Source organism: Mesorhizobium sp. B2-3-10 (assembly GCF_006442275.1).
GTDB lineage: Bacteria > Pseudomonadota > Alphaproteobacteria > Rhizobiales > Rhizobiaceae > Mesorhizobium > Mesorhizobium australicum.
In genome coordinates, this window is the sequence record NZ_VFVT01000003.1 from 474,724 (window position 1) to 486,855 (window position 12,132).

14 protein-coding genes are annotated in these 12,132 nt (G+C 63.4%); 3 read left to right on the plus strand and 11 right to left on the minus strand.

Translation table 11 applies throughout. The features are described from left to right. Window positions 1-5: 5 nt before the first annotated feature. From FJ943_RS11985 to FJ943_RS12015, 7 genes are all read right to left on the minus strand, one after another. Window positions 6-941: a ribose-phosphate pyrophosphokinase gene (locus FJ943_RS11985; protein ID WP_015316090.1), complete on the minus strand. Its 936-nt coding sequence runs from the start codon at window positions 939-941 to the stop codon at window positions 6-8. A gap of 155 nt (window positions 942-1,096) precedes the next feature. Beyond that, on the minus strand, window positions 1,097-1,723 hold the full coding sequence (locus FJ943_RS11990; protein WP_140721709.1) for a hypothetical protein: 627 nt from the start codon (window positions 1,721-1,723) through the stop codon (window positions 1,097-1,099). A gap of 43 nt (window positions 1,724-1,766) precedes the next feature. After that, on the minus strand, window positions 1,767-2,918 hold the full coding sequence (locus FJ943_RS11995) for a Xaa-Pro peptidase family protein (RefSeq protein ID WP_015316092.1): 1,152 nt from the start codon (window positions 2,916-2,918) through the stop codon (window positions 1,767-1,769). Then, window positions 2,918-3,712 carry a peptidoglycan editing factor PgeF gene (gene pgeF / locus FJ943_RS12000; protein WP_140721712.1) on the minus strand — a complete coding sequence of 265 codons (795 nt, stop codon included), beginning with the start codon at window positions 3,710-3,712 and terminating at the stop codon, window positions 2,918-2,920. The genes FJ943_RS11995 and pgeF overlap by 1 nt, the downstream gene beginning before the upstream one ends. A 103-nt stretch (window positions 3,713-3,815) precedes the next feature. Continuing rightward, window positions 3,816-4,904 carry a class I SAM-dependent methyltransferase gene (locus FJ943_RS12005; protein WP_140721715.1) on the minus strand — a complete coding sequence of 363 codons (1,089 nt, stop codon included), beginning with the start codon at window positions 4,902-4,904 and terminating at the stop codon, window positions 3,816-3,818. Continuing rightward, complete coding sequence (gene lgt, locus FJ943_RS12010; protein ID WP_140664831.1) at window positions 4,901-5,761, minus strand: prolipoprotein diacylglyceryl transferase; 861 nt, start codon at window positions 5,759-5,761, stop codon at window positions 4,901-4,903. The genes FJ943_RS12005 and lgt overlap by 4 nt, the downstream gene beginning before the upstream one ends. Window positions 5,762-5,894: 133 nt before the next feature. Further along, on the minus strand, window positions 5,895-6,137 hold the full coding sequence (locus FJ943_RS12015; RefSeq protein WP_140721717.1) for a BrnA antitoxin family protein: 243 nt from the start codon (window positions 6,135-6,137) through the stop codon (window positions 5,895-5,897). Between the two features lie 224 nt (window positions 6,138-6,361). Between FJ943_RS12015 and FJ943_RS12020 the strand changes: the two genes are divergently transcribed. From FJ943_RS12020 to FJ943_RS12030, 3 genes are all read left to right on the plus strand, one after another. Continuing rightward, the gene (locus tag FJ943_RS12020) at window positions 6,362-6,664 is read left to right on the plus strand and encodes an accessory factor UbiK family protein (protein WP_140721720.1); all 303 of its coding nucleotides are present in this window, start codon (window positions 6,362-6,364) and stop codon (window positions 6,662-6,664) included. A 319-nt stretch (window positions 6,665-6,983) separates the two neighbouring features. Further along, window positions 6,984-7,484 (plus strand): YbjN domain-containing protein, encoded by a 501-nt coding sequence (locus FJ943_RS12025; protein WP_015316098.1) that lies wholly within the window; start codon window positions 6,984-6,986, stop codon window positions 7,482-7,484. A gap of 15 nt (window positions 7,485-7,499) precedes the next feature. Then, entirely contained in the window at window positions 7,500-7,859 is a 360-nt protein-coding gene (locus tag FJ943_RS12030) for a tRNA-binding protein (RefSeq protein ID WP_140721723.1), read from the plus strand. A gap of 60 nt (window positions 7,860-7,919) precedes the next feature. On the opposite strand, the gene FJ943_RS12035 is transcribed toward FJ943_RS12030, so the two are convergent. The 4 genes from FJ943_RS12035 to FJ943_RS12050 all read right to left on the minus strand — a co-directional run bounded on the left by FJ943_RS12035 (window position 7,920) and on the right by FJ943_RS12050 (window position 11,994). Next, window positions 7,920-8,942: a glycosyltransferase family 1 protein gene (locus tag FJ943_RS12035; RefSeq protein WP_140721726.1), complete on the minus strand. Its 1,023-nt coding sequence runs from the start codon at window positions 8,940-8,942 to the stop codon at window positions 7,920-7,922. Window positions 8,943-9,192: 250 nt separating this feature from the next. After that, a complete protein-coding gene (locus FJ943_RS12040; protein WP_015316101.1) occupies window positions 9,193-10,608 on the minus strand; it encodes an ATP-binding protein in 1,416 nt (471 codons plus the stop codon). A gap of 146 nt (window positions 10,609-10,754) precedes the next feature. Beyond that, entirely contained in the window at window positions 10,755-11,474 is a 720-nt protein-coding gene (locus tag FJ943_RS12045) for a response regulator transcription factor (RefSeq protein WP_023770265.1), read from the minus strand. Then, the gene (locus FJ943_RS12050) at window positions 11,461-11,994 is read right to left on the minus strand and encodes a MarR family transcriptional regulator (protein ID WP_181174538.1); all 534 of its coding nucleotides are present in this window, start codon (window positions 11,992-11,994) and stop codon (window positions 11,461-11,463) included. The genes FJ943_RS12045 and FJ943_RS12050 overlap by 14 nt, the downstream gene beginning before the upstream one ends. Window positions 11,995-12,132 lie beyond the last annotated feature (138 nt).

A 12,132-nucleotide genomic window follows, 5' to 3' on the forward strand; every position in this document is an offset into this window, starting at 1 on the left:
GGTTTTCAGTCGAACAGGCTCGAGACCGACTCCTCAGTCGCCGTGCGCGAAATGGCTTCGCCCATCAGGTCGGCAATCGAGATGACGCGGATGTTGGGCGCGTCGAGCACGCCTTGCGTCGGCTGGATGGAATCGGTGATCACCAGTTCCTGCAGCTTCGAGCCGCTGATGCGAGCGACCGCGCCGCCCGACAGCACGCCGTGGGTGATATAGGCGGTAACGCTGGTGGCGCCGTTGGCTAGCAGTGCGTCGGCGGCATTGCACAGCGTGCCGCCGGAATCGACGATATCGTCGATCAAAAGGCAATCCTTGCCGGCGACCGCGCCGATGATGTTCATGACTTCCGATTCGCCGGGACGCTCACGGCGCTTATCGACGATGGCAAGTTGCGCGTCGAAACGCTTGGCAAGCGCACGCGCACGCACCACGCCGCCAATATCGGGCGACACGACGACGACATTGCCGAGTTGCTTGTACTTCGCCTTGACGTCGCGGGCCATCACCGGCACCGAGAACAGATTGTCGGTGGGGATGTCGAAAAAGCCCTGGATCTGGCCGGCATGGAGATCCAGCGTCAAAACCCGGTCGACACCTGCACGGGTGATCATGTTGGCGACCAGCTTGGCAGAGATCGGCGTGCGCCCGGAAGCGCGGCGATCCTGCCTGGCATAGCCGAAATAGGGAATAACCGCCGTGATGCGCTTGGCCGACGAGCGCATGAAGGCGTCGATCATGATGAGCAGTTCCATCAGGTGATCGTTGGTCGGAAACGAGGTCGACTGCAGGATGAAGACATCCTCGCCGCGCACGTTTTCCTGGATCTCGACGAAGATTTCCTGGTCGGCGAAGCGCCTGACACTGGCCTTGCCCAGCGGGACGTTGAGATAGCGGGCGACCGCTTCGGCCAGCACCCTGTTGGAATTGCCCGCGAAGAGTTTCATGCACCGTTCCTGGTGGAGGACGGAGAGGCCTGACGGACTCTCCTGCACCTTTTAACCGGGCTTTTAGCGGCCCGCGCGGCTATTGCAAGCGCCGAGATCGTGAATCCGCCGGCTAAGCCTAAGAAAGCTGTTCGGCATCACCGGCTGGCAACACCTCAGCTCGCCTTGCCGCTGAGAAAGGCCGCAAACTGGTCGATGGTCTGGTCGGCGATCGCCTGCATGGTGGCTGGCGAGACCGACTTCCAGCTGTCGGCGCCCGCGCTGTCGCCGGAACCGGTGGAAGGCGCCTTCATCTGGCCGTTGATACGGTGCAGCCGGTTGCCGGATGGGTCGTAGACATCCCAGACATAGATGACCGTGGTGTCCTTGCCCTCCGTCATCGCCGAGAAGTAGCCCTTGAGCACATGGGTCGCGGTCTGGTCCTGGCTGCCGGCCAGCGTAATGCCGCGCTGCCTGGCGCGTGTCTGCAGTTCCGCCGTCAGCGGCGTTGCGGCTTCCACCGAAGCGCCGACGATCGGTGCGATCTGCAGCCGGGTCTTCGCCAGGATGGCGGCGGCCTGGGCCGAAGTGATGGGCGCGGGCGCGCCCGCCGTCGTGGTGGCCGTCGCGGCCGTGGATGGCGCCGGGGCGGGAACGGAGGCGGCAGCGCTGCCTTGCGTGGCCGGTGCGGAGGCCGCCGGCGGGGTGATGGCGGAAGGTTCGAGGACGTCCTTTGCGTTGGTGCAGGCGGTCAAAGCCAATGCCACAAGCAATGACACGGTCGTCACATGCGATCGTCTCATTTGCCTTCTAACTCCTTGGCGAAGAACGCCTCCCATTATGGATTCACTGCACGATCAAGTCGAGATCATGGCGGGACAGCGGCTTCGGCTGGGATTCGGTGGTCAGGTAGGTGCGGCCAAGCGTCATCGCCGTCTCGGTCTCGGAGTCCATGATGATCATGTGGGCAAACAGCGTCATGTTCGGCGCGATCGGCTCGGGATTGCCCTGGTAGAACATCGGCATGTCCATCCAGGACGGCGTGAAGCGGGCGCCGACCGAATAGCCGCAGGCGTTCAGCCGGTGCTTGGTCAGCCCGTGCGCTTCCATGGTGCGGGCATGGGCGTCGAACACATCGCCGAAGCTGTTGCCCGGCGTCATCGCCTTTTCGACGGCCAGAAGTGCGGCGCGTGCGGCGTCGAACAGCTCCTGATGACGCTTGGAGACCTTCCCGGTCAGCACCGTTCGCATCATCGGCGCATGGTAGTGATGGAAGACGCCGGCCCATTCGAGCGTCAGCTGGTCGTTCTTGGTGAGCTTGCGGCGGCCGGCCTTGTAGCGGCACAGCAGCGCATCGACGCCGGAGCCGATGATGAACTCGTTGGCCGGATAGTCGCCGCCGCCGGCGAAGATCGCGCCCTGCATGGCGGCCAGGATCAGCGCCTCGTCGCCGCCCTGCTTGATCAGCGGCAGGGCCGCGTCCAGCGCGTCGTCGGAGAGATTGGCTGCCTTTTCCGCTTTGGCGACCTCGGCCGGGCTCTTGAACAGGCGCAGCCGCCCGACGATGCCGGAGGCGTCGGCGATCTGGCCGAAGGTCTGCAACTGCTCGTCCAGGCGGCGGCCATTGTAGGCGGTCAGGCCGTGAGTGTCGTATTCGACGCCGATGCGGGCGCCGAGCAGGTCGAGTTCGTTAAGCAGGTTGCGCAGGTCGACCGCGGGATTGGCGCCGTCGCGGTCGGTCCACAGTACGATGTTGTCGATGATCGAGGTTTGGCGCGCCTGGCGCAGATCGGCCGAGCGGGTCAGCAGCACCATCGAGCCGTCGGCCTTGACCACCAGGCACTGGAAGAAACAGAAGCCGAACGTGTCGTAGCCGGTGAGCCAGTACATGCTTTCCTGGGCGAACAGCAGGATGGCGTCGAGCTTTTTCTCGGCCATCTCTATCATCAGCCGGTCGCGCCGCGCGTCGAATTCGGATCGTTCAAAATGCAGCGCCATTATACCTTCTCCAAAACGATTGCCGAAATCTGCCGGCCATAATCGGGCTCCCTGCGGTGCGTGGTGCGCCGGTAGGAGTAAAACAGATCTTCCTCGGCATAGGTGCAGCGGCCAAGGCCATCGGCCGTCACGCCAGCCTTGGCCAGCCGGTCGATCGTGTAGCGGTTGAGGTCGAACATAGCGTGGCCGGCATGGGCCGAAGGCACAAAATACCGGGCATTTTCGCTGTCGGCCTCGACGAAGCGGGCGACGAATTCGGGCCCGACCTCGTAATTTGCGGGGCCGATGGAAGGGCCAAGCACGGCGATGATGTTTTCGCGCCGGGCGCCGAGGCGCTCCATGGCGGCAATGGTGTTTTCGAGCACGCCTGACAAAGCGCCTTTCCAGCCGGCATGCGCCGCGCCGATGATGCGCGCGCCGGCATCCGCGAACAGAACCGGGCCGCAATCGGCGGTCGAGGCGCCGATGGCGATGCCCAGCCGGTCGGTGACGATGGCATCGGCCTTTGGCCGCTCGCCGGCAAAGGGTTCCCTGGCGACGATGACGTCGGGCGAATGGACCTGCCAGGCGGTCAGCAGATGATTTGCGGGCACGCCCATCCAGGCGGCGACACGGGCGCGGTTCTCGGTCACCGGTGCCTGGTCGTCATCCGACCCGGTGCCGATGTTGAGGCCCCGGTAGATGCCCGTGGAGACACCGCCGATGCGGGTGAAATAGCCGTGGCGGATGCCTTGTGCCTGTGCCTTGTCCAGCAGCGGCGACCGAATGGGATCCGGTTTGGTCTGATTGAGCATGCGGGCGTTGTTGTCCGTGTGGGCGGTTTCGTCAAGGAAAAGCGGCCGGCAGTCCGGCGGCTCTTTTACCGGACGGGAGATTGGGAGGGGTAGCGACGAAAAGTCAATCCGCCGTGGCGAAGGGCCTGACGGGGATGTCGCGTGGAACAACGGCGAGGACCTTGAAGAGTTCGCCCATCGCTTGCGGCCCGGCGAGCCGTTCGACGGCATCCGATATGTTATCGCGTGCCGCCTGACCGGCATCGGCGCCCAGCTGGCCGGCGCGCTCCAGAATGCCCATGCCGAGCAGGAAATTGCCCTGCGTCGACAGATGGGCATCGAGACCATGCGCGCGCACGATCGCTGCAAGAGCGGCGAAATCGACATGGGAAGTGAGGTCTGCTTCGCCGGGATTGGCCAGCACATCTTCGTGGTTGTGCCGGCGCAAGGCCTGCAGCGTGTCGCCGACACCGGGCCGCAGATGGCCGTAGTCGAGGAATAGCCCGGCGCCGCCATGAGCGGCGATGCGCTCGGCGATCGCCGCCATCAGGGCGGTGCGGGCGGGCGCGATTTCGACGATCGCGCCTTGCGGCGCGTCGGCCGCATCCCTTGGCAGCAGCGTCGGGTCGACCGAGCCCGCGCCGGCGAAGAAGCAAAGATTGCCGGCATCGTCCAGGCCGACCATGCGCTCGCGCCACTCGGCGCCGGCGCGGACGAACTGGCGGATGGGCACGGCATCGAACAATTCGTTGCCGACGATCAACAGCGGTTGATGGGACAGGGTCTCGATCGTTTCATGCCAGCCTATCGCGAAGGGTATCGCTCCAAGCGTCTGCTTCTGGATCTCGGCCAAGCGCGGACTGGTCTCGATCATGGCGAAGGCGGCGCCATTGGCCAAGGCCGAATCGAGCCGCGACAGAGTGCGCAGCATGTCCTTCATCAGCGTGCCACGACCGGGGCCGATCTCGGCGACGGTGACCGGCATCGGCCGGCCGATCGCCGCCCAAGCTTGGTAAAGCCAGACGGCGACGAGTTCGCCGAACATCTGGCTGATCTCCGGTGCGGTGATGAAATCGCCGGCCGCGCCGAACGGCTCGCGTGTGGTGTAATAGCCATCGCGCGGATCGAACAGGCACAGCGCCATGTATTCGTTGACGGGCATCGGACCGACCGCCTCGATCAGGTCGACGATACGAGCCTTCAGCCGCGTCATGTCGCCTGCGGCTGCGCTTGCGTCACCGGCTTGGCCGTCGCCATCGCCCAGATGCCGGCCAGCACCATCGGCGTCGACAGGATCATGCCCATGGTCAGCCAGTTGGTGCCGAGGAGATAGCCGAGCTGCTGGTCGGGTTCGCGGAAGAATTCCACGAAGATTCGTGACAGGCCGTAGCCGCAGATGAAGGCGCCGCCGACAAAGCGCGGTGTCTTCAGCTTGAGGCGCGAATGGGTAAGAATGCGCAGCACGACAAACAGCACCAGCCCTTCGAGCAAGGCCTCGTAGAGCTGGCTCGGATGGCGGGTGAACGGACCGCCATTGGGGAATTCGATCGCCCAGGGCACATCGGTGGGCCGCCCCCAGAGCTCGGAATTAATGAAGTTGGCGACGCGCACGAGACCGAGACCGACCGGCACGCCAGCTGCCACGACATCGAACAGCGACCAGGTGCGGATGCCGCGCTTCATGGAAAACAGCGTCATGGCGAGGATGACCCCGAGCAGGCCGCCATGAAAGGACATGCCGCCTTGCCAGACAGCGAAGATGTCGAGCGGATGGGCGATGTAGCGCGCCAGGTCGTAGAACAGGACATAGCCGGTGCGGCCGCCCAGAACCACGCCAATGGCCGCCCAGACGATGAAATCGTCGAGATCCTCAGGCTTCATCGGCAAGACGCCGTCGGGCCAGAGTTTAGGATTGGCGGCGAGCCGCTTGGCATACCACCAGGCAAACAGGATGCCGACGATGTAACCGATGCCGTACCAGTGCACCGCCAGCGGCCCGATCTGGACAAGGATCGGATTGATATTGGGAAAAGGCAGCGAAGCCAGCGGCAGCAGGAAATATTCGTTCAACGGGGAGCTCTCGGTTGCGATCGGCGCGGACCATGCGGCAGGGTTTTGGCAGGGTCAAGGCAAGGTCACGGGGGGCAATGGTGCGGGAACAGATTCGGGTCCAGGAACAGATTCGTCGCCGGGGTGGGCGTGCTTACCCCCTGGACTTGGCGGCCACCACTTCGCGCAAGGCGTCGTTGATCCTGTCCTGCCAGCCGGGACCATCTTCCTGGAAATGATCAAGCACGGCCCGGTCGATCCTGATCGAGACAAGCTCGCGGACATTCGGTGCGGTGGAGGGTTCGCGAGGCGGGGCCGCTGCCGGTTTCTTGACCGGCTTGAAAACAGCTTCGGCGGCTTCCATCGGATTTGTCGGTCTGCGCGGGGGCGTTGCCATTGGTGATCCTGATTGAAACATGCCTGAAAGGAGACGAGGGCGTTACAATAGGCGACTTGCCACCATCAAGTACAGCTTCGGAGCCGTTCGAGAAGCTCCTGCAGGACCCCGTGTCCATCATGCGGGCCGTGCGCCATAGCAGCGCGGAGGCCGCATCGGGTCCCAACGTTCTTGCATTCCTGGCGCCACGTCACTAATTCAAATCAAGCAAGCGAGGATTTGCCATGTCGACCGGACCGAACCGCATTCTCGATGAATTCGCCAAGCTGATGACTGATGCCGCCGGTGCCGCTCAAGGTGTGCGGCGCGAGGTGGAGACGGCCTTCAAGGGCCAGGCGGAGCGCATCCTCAACTCCATGGATGTCGTGCAGCGCGAGGAGTTCGAGGCCACGCGCGAGATGGCCGCCAAGGCGAGGGAAGAAAACGGCAGGCTCGCCTCGCGCATCGAGACGCTCGAGGCCAGGATCGCCGAGCTGACCGGTCAGGCCACACCTGCGGCGCCGGCGAAGCCCAAGCCGAAAAAATAATTCGTTAAACTTTTCCACAAAGCACCAGCCTGAAAATCGCTTTGCCGTGAATCGCTTACCGGCATTGCGTGACTCTTTGTGACAGGCACCTTTCCACATGCGAATGACGCAGTGCGAAAAATTGGGCTGTTCACGCGACTCCCGATCAATAGACTGAATTTGTTGCATGATTCGGAGCAGGGTCATGCAACCGGGCGGTGGGGTTCGGTCTGGGGTCTTTGCGTTGATAAGTCCCGGCCGTCCGAGTTCTAGACAAGATTGTTCGTCGTGTGTGCCCCGCGGAGCGTGTGGCGCTCCCCCTGAACACAGGAAGCATTCCATGGAACTTCTCGAACTCGAATTTTCCCGCGAAATCCATCCGGTGGATGTGATCGAGCAGGTGGCCCACAACAATGACTGGTCCTTCGAACGGGCCGGCGATGACGAAATCTCGATCTCGGTTGCGGGCAGCTGGACCGACTATCACGTCTCCTTCTCGTGGATGGAGGATTTCGAGGCGCTGCACCTTGCCTGCGCCTTCGACATCAAGGTGCCGGAAGCCCGCACGCTGGAAGTGATGCGGCTGTTGTCGCTGATCAACGAACAGATGCTGTTCGGCCATTTCGACCTCTGGGAGCAGGAAGGCGCGATCATGTTCCGCCAGTCGCTGCTGCTCGCCGGCGGGGTCGAACCCTCGAGCCAGCAGGTCGAGGTGCTTTTGTCCTCGGCGCTGGAAGCCTGCGAATGCTATTTCCAGGCTTTCCAGTTCGTCGTCTGGTCGGGAACCTCGGCCAAGGACGCGCTGGCCGGCGTGCTGTTCGAGACCTTCGGCAACGCCTGAGCAGAAGCGTTCGACATGGGTTCAGACAACGAGCGCAAGCCTGAAATCAGCTTCGCCGATTTCGATCGTGTCGACATCCGTGCCGGCACGATCGTCGAGGCCGAACCGTTTCCGGAGGCGCGCAAGCCGGCCTTCAAGCTGAAGATCGATTTCGGACCCGAGATCGGAGTGAAGAAGTCCTCGGCGCAGATCACCAAATATTATACGCCCGAGACCTTGATCGGCCGCCAGGTCTTCGCGGTGGTCAATTTCCCGCCGCGCCAGATCGGCCCGTTCATGTCGGAAGTGCTGACGCTCGGCTTTCCCGATGAAGAGGGCGCCGTGGTGTTGGGCGCCATCGAGCGCAAGGTGCCGGATGGCGGCAGGCTGTTCTAGGCTTTCCGAGGTCAAACAGAATACCGCCTCGTTCCTTGGCGTCCCCGCCGGCCTGTCGGATCAGGCAGCCAGCTTGCGCGTCTTTCCCAGTGCTTCCTCGACCGCGTCGAGAAACATTTCCGCGCAGGCCTTCCAACTGTAGCGCATGGCGCGCTCGCGGGCCTGGTCGCGGCTGACGTCGAGCGCGGCCAGCGCGGCCTCGCGCAAATCGGTGGAAACAGCACCGCCGACACCATCACCAACGATGTCGATCGGCCCGGTCACCGGGTAGGCGGCGACCGGCGTGCCGCTGGCCAGCGCCTCGATGATGACGTTACCGAAAGTGTCGGTGCGGCTGGGAAAGACGAAGACGTCGGCGGAGGCGTAGATTTCGGCCAGTTCGTCATTGGGGCGATGGCCGAGGAAATGCGCCTTCGGATATTTCGCCTTCAGCTTGGCAAGCTCGGGCCCTTCACCGACGATCACCTTGCTGCCGGGCAGGTCTAGGTCGAGGAAGGCCGACAGGTTCTTTTCGATGGCGACGCGGCCGACACAGAGGAAGACCGGGCTGGGGAAGCCGAGGTTCTTGCGCTTGTCGGGCCGGAAATGCTCGGTGTCGACGCCACGCGTCCAGGGCCTCAGCTTGTTGAAGCCGCGCGCCGTGAGATCGTCGGCGAGCGACTGGGTGGCGACCAGCGTGCCTTGGCCCGAATTGTGGAAATCGCGCAGCCAGCGATAGGCCCAGCTCTCCGGCACCGGCAGGCGGGCGCTGAGATATTCGGGAAAGCGGGTGTGGTAGCTGGTGGTGAACGGCCGGCCGGCATTGCGGCAATGGCGCCGCGCCATGATGCCAAGCGGTCCTTCGGTGACGATGTGGATGTGATCGGCCTTGTAGCCGTCGATCAGGCGCGCGACATGGCCGGGCGTGGTCAGCGCCAGGCGGATGTCGGGGTAGGTCGGCAGGGGCAGGGTGCGAAAGATGTTCGGGGTCAGGAACTCGACCGCGACGTCGAAGGATTTCAGGGTCTCGGTGAGCCGCTCGAGCGTGTGGACGACGCCGTTGACCTGCGGGCGCCAGGCGTCGGTGACCATCACTATGCGCATGGCGGCCCTTTGCTCCGGAGGTCGGCGGTTGCCTTGAAACGATGCCGGAACGGCGACCATGCGGCCGCCCTCGCTTCGCTCCAGCGCACCCTGACGGGTACGGGGTCGAAGTGAGGCGGCAAGGACGAATCAAGTGCGGTCGCGCGCTTCATGCGCGCTCTTGACCATGGTTTCATGACGGGCGGATGAAGCAGACCGTGATCCCGAAAGGTCGAAAGCGGCTTTCAGGCAAGATCATGCCAGATAGAGATCAGGCCGGAACCTTGATCACCGCGCGCAGGCCACCCATCGGGCTGTCGTCGAGCGTGATGTCGCCGCCATGGCTGCGGGCGATGTCGCGGGCGATCGACAGGCCGAGCCCGGTGCCGCTGGCGTCGAGGTTACGGGCTTCGTCGAGCCGCACGAAGGGCTTGAACACGTCTTCGCGCCTGTCGGCCGGAATGCCTGGCCCATTATCGTCGACGGTGACGAGAAGCGAGCCGCGGCCGTGGTCGGCGGTGACCTCAACGGTGCGGGCATAGCGGAAGGCATTGCCGATGACGTTGGACAGCAGCCGCGCGAAGGCGTTCGGCCTGACATGCACGGTCGGATCGCCGGAAAGCGTCGTCGACAGTCTGCATTTGCGCAAGTTCGCTTCTTCGCCAAGCTTCTGGAAATAGGCTTCCAGATCGAAACGTCCCGGGTCCTCCGAGGCCTCGCCCTTGGCAAAGGCGAGATAGCCTTCCAGCATCGACTGCATGTCCTCGATGTCCTGGTCGAGCGCCGCCTTGGTCTCGGCCTTGCCGCCGGCCAACGCCAGCTGCAGCTTGAAGCGAGTAAGGATGGTCCTGAGATCATGGCTGACACCGGTCAGCATGGCCGTGCGCTGCTCGATCTGGCGCTCGATGCGCTCCCGCATCTGGATGAAGGCAAAGCCGGCGCGGCGCACCTCTTCGGCCCCGCGCGGGCGGAAATCGCGCGGCATCGGCCGGCCCTTGCCGAAGCTTTCGGCGGCCTCGGCAAGCGCCAGGATCGGCCGGATCTGGTTGCGCAGGAAGGGGATGGCGATCATCAGGAGCACCAGCGAGGTGCCGACCATCCAGATCAGGAAAATGTGGGTGTTGGAGGCATAGGCCTGGCTGCGGCGCACGAAGACGCGCAGCACCTTGTTCTCGAGCTGGACGCGCACTTCGATGATGTTGGAATTGCCGACAGTGTCGATCCAGAAGGGGCGGTTGATCTGCCGAGTGATTTCGGCGGAGAGAACATCGTCGAGGATAGAGAAGAACGGTTTTGGACCGGGCGGCGGCAGCGGATCGGGCGGCAGCAGATCGACCTTCAGCTGCATGCGATCCTGCGCGATGCGGATGATGTTGGCGTAGTCGGCGTCGTGCGGATAAGTCTCGATCAGGTCGATGATGGCGGCGATGTCGCGCACAGTGGCCTGCGACAGGCGTTGCGTCACGGTTGCCCAGTGGCGCTCCATGAAATCGAAAGCGACAACCGACTGCAAAAGGATCATCGGCGCGATGACGATGATCAGCGAGCGCGCATAGAGGCGCTTGGGCATGTAAAGCGAAACCAGGCGCCAGAACCGGTTCCAGATGCGCGGCACCGCCTTGAGCGACCGTGTGGCGCGTGCACTCAAACCGTCATTGTCCGGCTGTTCCAGTTCCGTGGTCGCCATTGGCTCTTTTCATCCGTCGGCGGTATTGGGTCGGGATGACGTTTGGCTGAATCGTCATCCTGATCCAACTCTTTGTTGGAGCATGATCTTTTCCGAAAACCGGTTCCCACTTTTCGGGACCATGCACTTGGGCCGCCGCCGGCATTCTATTCCACGCTGAGCCGATACCCAATACCGCGCACGGTCTGCAGCCAGACCGGATTGGACGGATCGCGCTCGATCTTGCGGCGCAGCCGGTTGATCTGGACGTCGATGGTGCGCTCGCCGACTTCCGAATCGTCGCCGACGAGTTCGTGGCGGGGGATGGTTTCGCCGGCGCGCGCGGCGAAGATCGCCAGGATCTCCTGTTCGCGGTCGGTCAGCTTCAGCGCCTCGCCGCCGCGCTTCAGTTCGCGCCTCGCGATCTGGAAGGTGTAGGGGCCGAACACCAGCTGCTCGACCTTGGGCGTCGCCGCCGGGCCGCCACGGCGCAGGATGTTGTTGATGCGCAGGATCAGCTCGCGCGGGTCGAAGGGTTTTGGCAGGTAGTCGTCGGCGCCGGCTTCGAGCCCCGAGATGCGGCTGTCGGTCTCCGACAAGGCCGTCAGCATCAGGATCGGCACGTTCTTCTCGGCGCGCAGCGCCTTGGTGAGATCGACGCCGCTTTCTCCCGGCATCATCACGTCGAGCACGAGCAGGTCGAAATCGAGGCCGGCGAGCTTGCGGCGGGCCTCGCCGGCATTGCCGGCGACGGTGACGCGAAAGCCGTTTTCGGTCAGATACTGCTTGAGAAGATTGCGAATGCGGGTGTCGTCGTCGACCACGAGCAGATGTGGTGCGTCGTCATCCGGTGCGGCCGCGGTGTCGACCCTCTCAGTGCTCTCCATGGCTTTTCCCTGACATTTTTGCGGACCCAACGTCGATCTGAGCTCTCAGTTCCGGATTGACCATTGCTTCGAGGAAGCGTTCCACCAAGGCCCGTTCGGTGGCGCCGGAATCTTCCAATGCAGCACGGATGCGGCGTGACTGTGGCCGCGCCAGCGCCAGCGCCAGCGCACGGCCCTTGGCCGTCGGATAGAGTTCGCGCTGGCGACGGTCGCGCGGGCCCTGCAACTGCACGACGTGATCGGTGTCGATCAATTGCTTCAGCACACGCGCCAGGCTCTGCTTGGTTATCTTCAGCACGTCGAGCAATTCGGCGACGGTCAGGCCCGGCCGGCGGTTGACGAAATGCAGCACGCGGTGGTGGGCGCGGCCGAAGCCGTAGTCGGCCAGGATCTGATCGGGATCGGAAGTGAAGTCGCGATAGGCGAAGAAGAAGAGTTCGATGATGGCGAAGTCGATGCCGTCCTCGCTGGTGATCGCGGTCCTGATCGGTTTTCCGGCAGCTGGGCTTTTGTCCGTCATCATTTCTCCATGGGAAGAGGAGATTATGTCAGTACTATTGACGTAATTTCCCTGCAATGGTAATTTTTGACAAGCTTTTGGGCGGATTGCGAACGAAAAGGCGAGGCAAGCCGGTTTTTCCGGAACTTCCTGAGTTTG

Coding starts and splice junctions, on each gene's coding strand:
- FJ943_RS11990 (WP_140721709.1), bottom strand. CDS start 1,723: ATGAGACGATCGCATGTGACGACCGTGTCATTGCTTGTGGCATTGGCT.
- FJ943_RS12005 (WP_140721715.1), bottom strand. CDS start 4,904: ATGACGCGGCTGAAGGCTCGTATCGTCGACCTGATCGAGGCGGTCGGT.
- FJ943_RS12030 (WP_140721723.1), top strand. CDS start 7,500: ATGGGTTCAGACAACGAGCGCAAGCCTGAAATCAGCTTCGCCGATTTC.
- FJ943_RS12040 (WP_015316101.1), bottom strand. CDS start 10,608: ATGGCGACCACGGAACTGGAACAGCCGGACAATGACGGTTTGAGTGCA.
- FJ943_RS12025 (WP_015316098.1), top strand. CDS start 6,984: ATGGAACTTCTCGAACTCGAATTTTCCCGCGAAATCCATCCGGTGGAT.
- FJ943_RS11995 (WP_015316092.1), bottom strand. CDS start 2,918: ATGGCGCTGCATTTTGAACGATCCGAATTCGACGCGCGGCGCGACCGG.
- FJ943_RS12035 (WP_140721726.1), bottom strand. CDS start 8,942: ATGCGCATAGTGATGGTCACCGACGCCTGGCGCCCGCAGGTCAACGGC.
- pgeF (WP_140721712.1), bottom strand. CDS start 3,712: ATGCTCAATCAGACCAAACCGGATCCCATTCGGTCGCCGCTGCTGGAC.
- FJ943_RS12045 (WP_023770265.1), bottom strand. CDS start 11,474: ATGGAGAGCACTGAGAGGGTCGACACCGCGGCCGCACCGGATGACGAC.
- FJ943_RS11985 (WP_015316090.1), bottom strand. CDS start 941: ATGAAACTCTTCGCGGGCAATTCCAACAGGGTGCTGGCCGAAGCGGTC.
- FJ943_RS12050 (WP_181174538.1), bottom strand. CDS start 11,994: ATGACGGACAAAAGCCCAGCTGCCGGAAAACCGATCAGGACCGCGATC.
- FJ943_RS12020 (WP_140721720.1), top strand. CDS start 6,362: ATGTCGACCGGACCGAACCGCATTCTCGATGAATTCGCCAAGCTGATG.
- FJ943_RS12015 (WP_140721717.1), bottom strand. CDS start 6,137: ATGGCAACGCCCCCGCGCAGACCGACAAATCCGATGGAAGCCGCCGAA.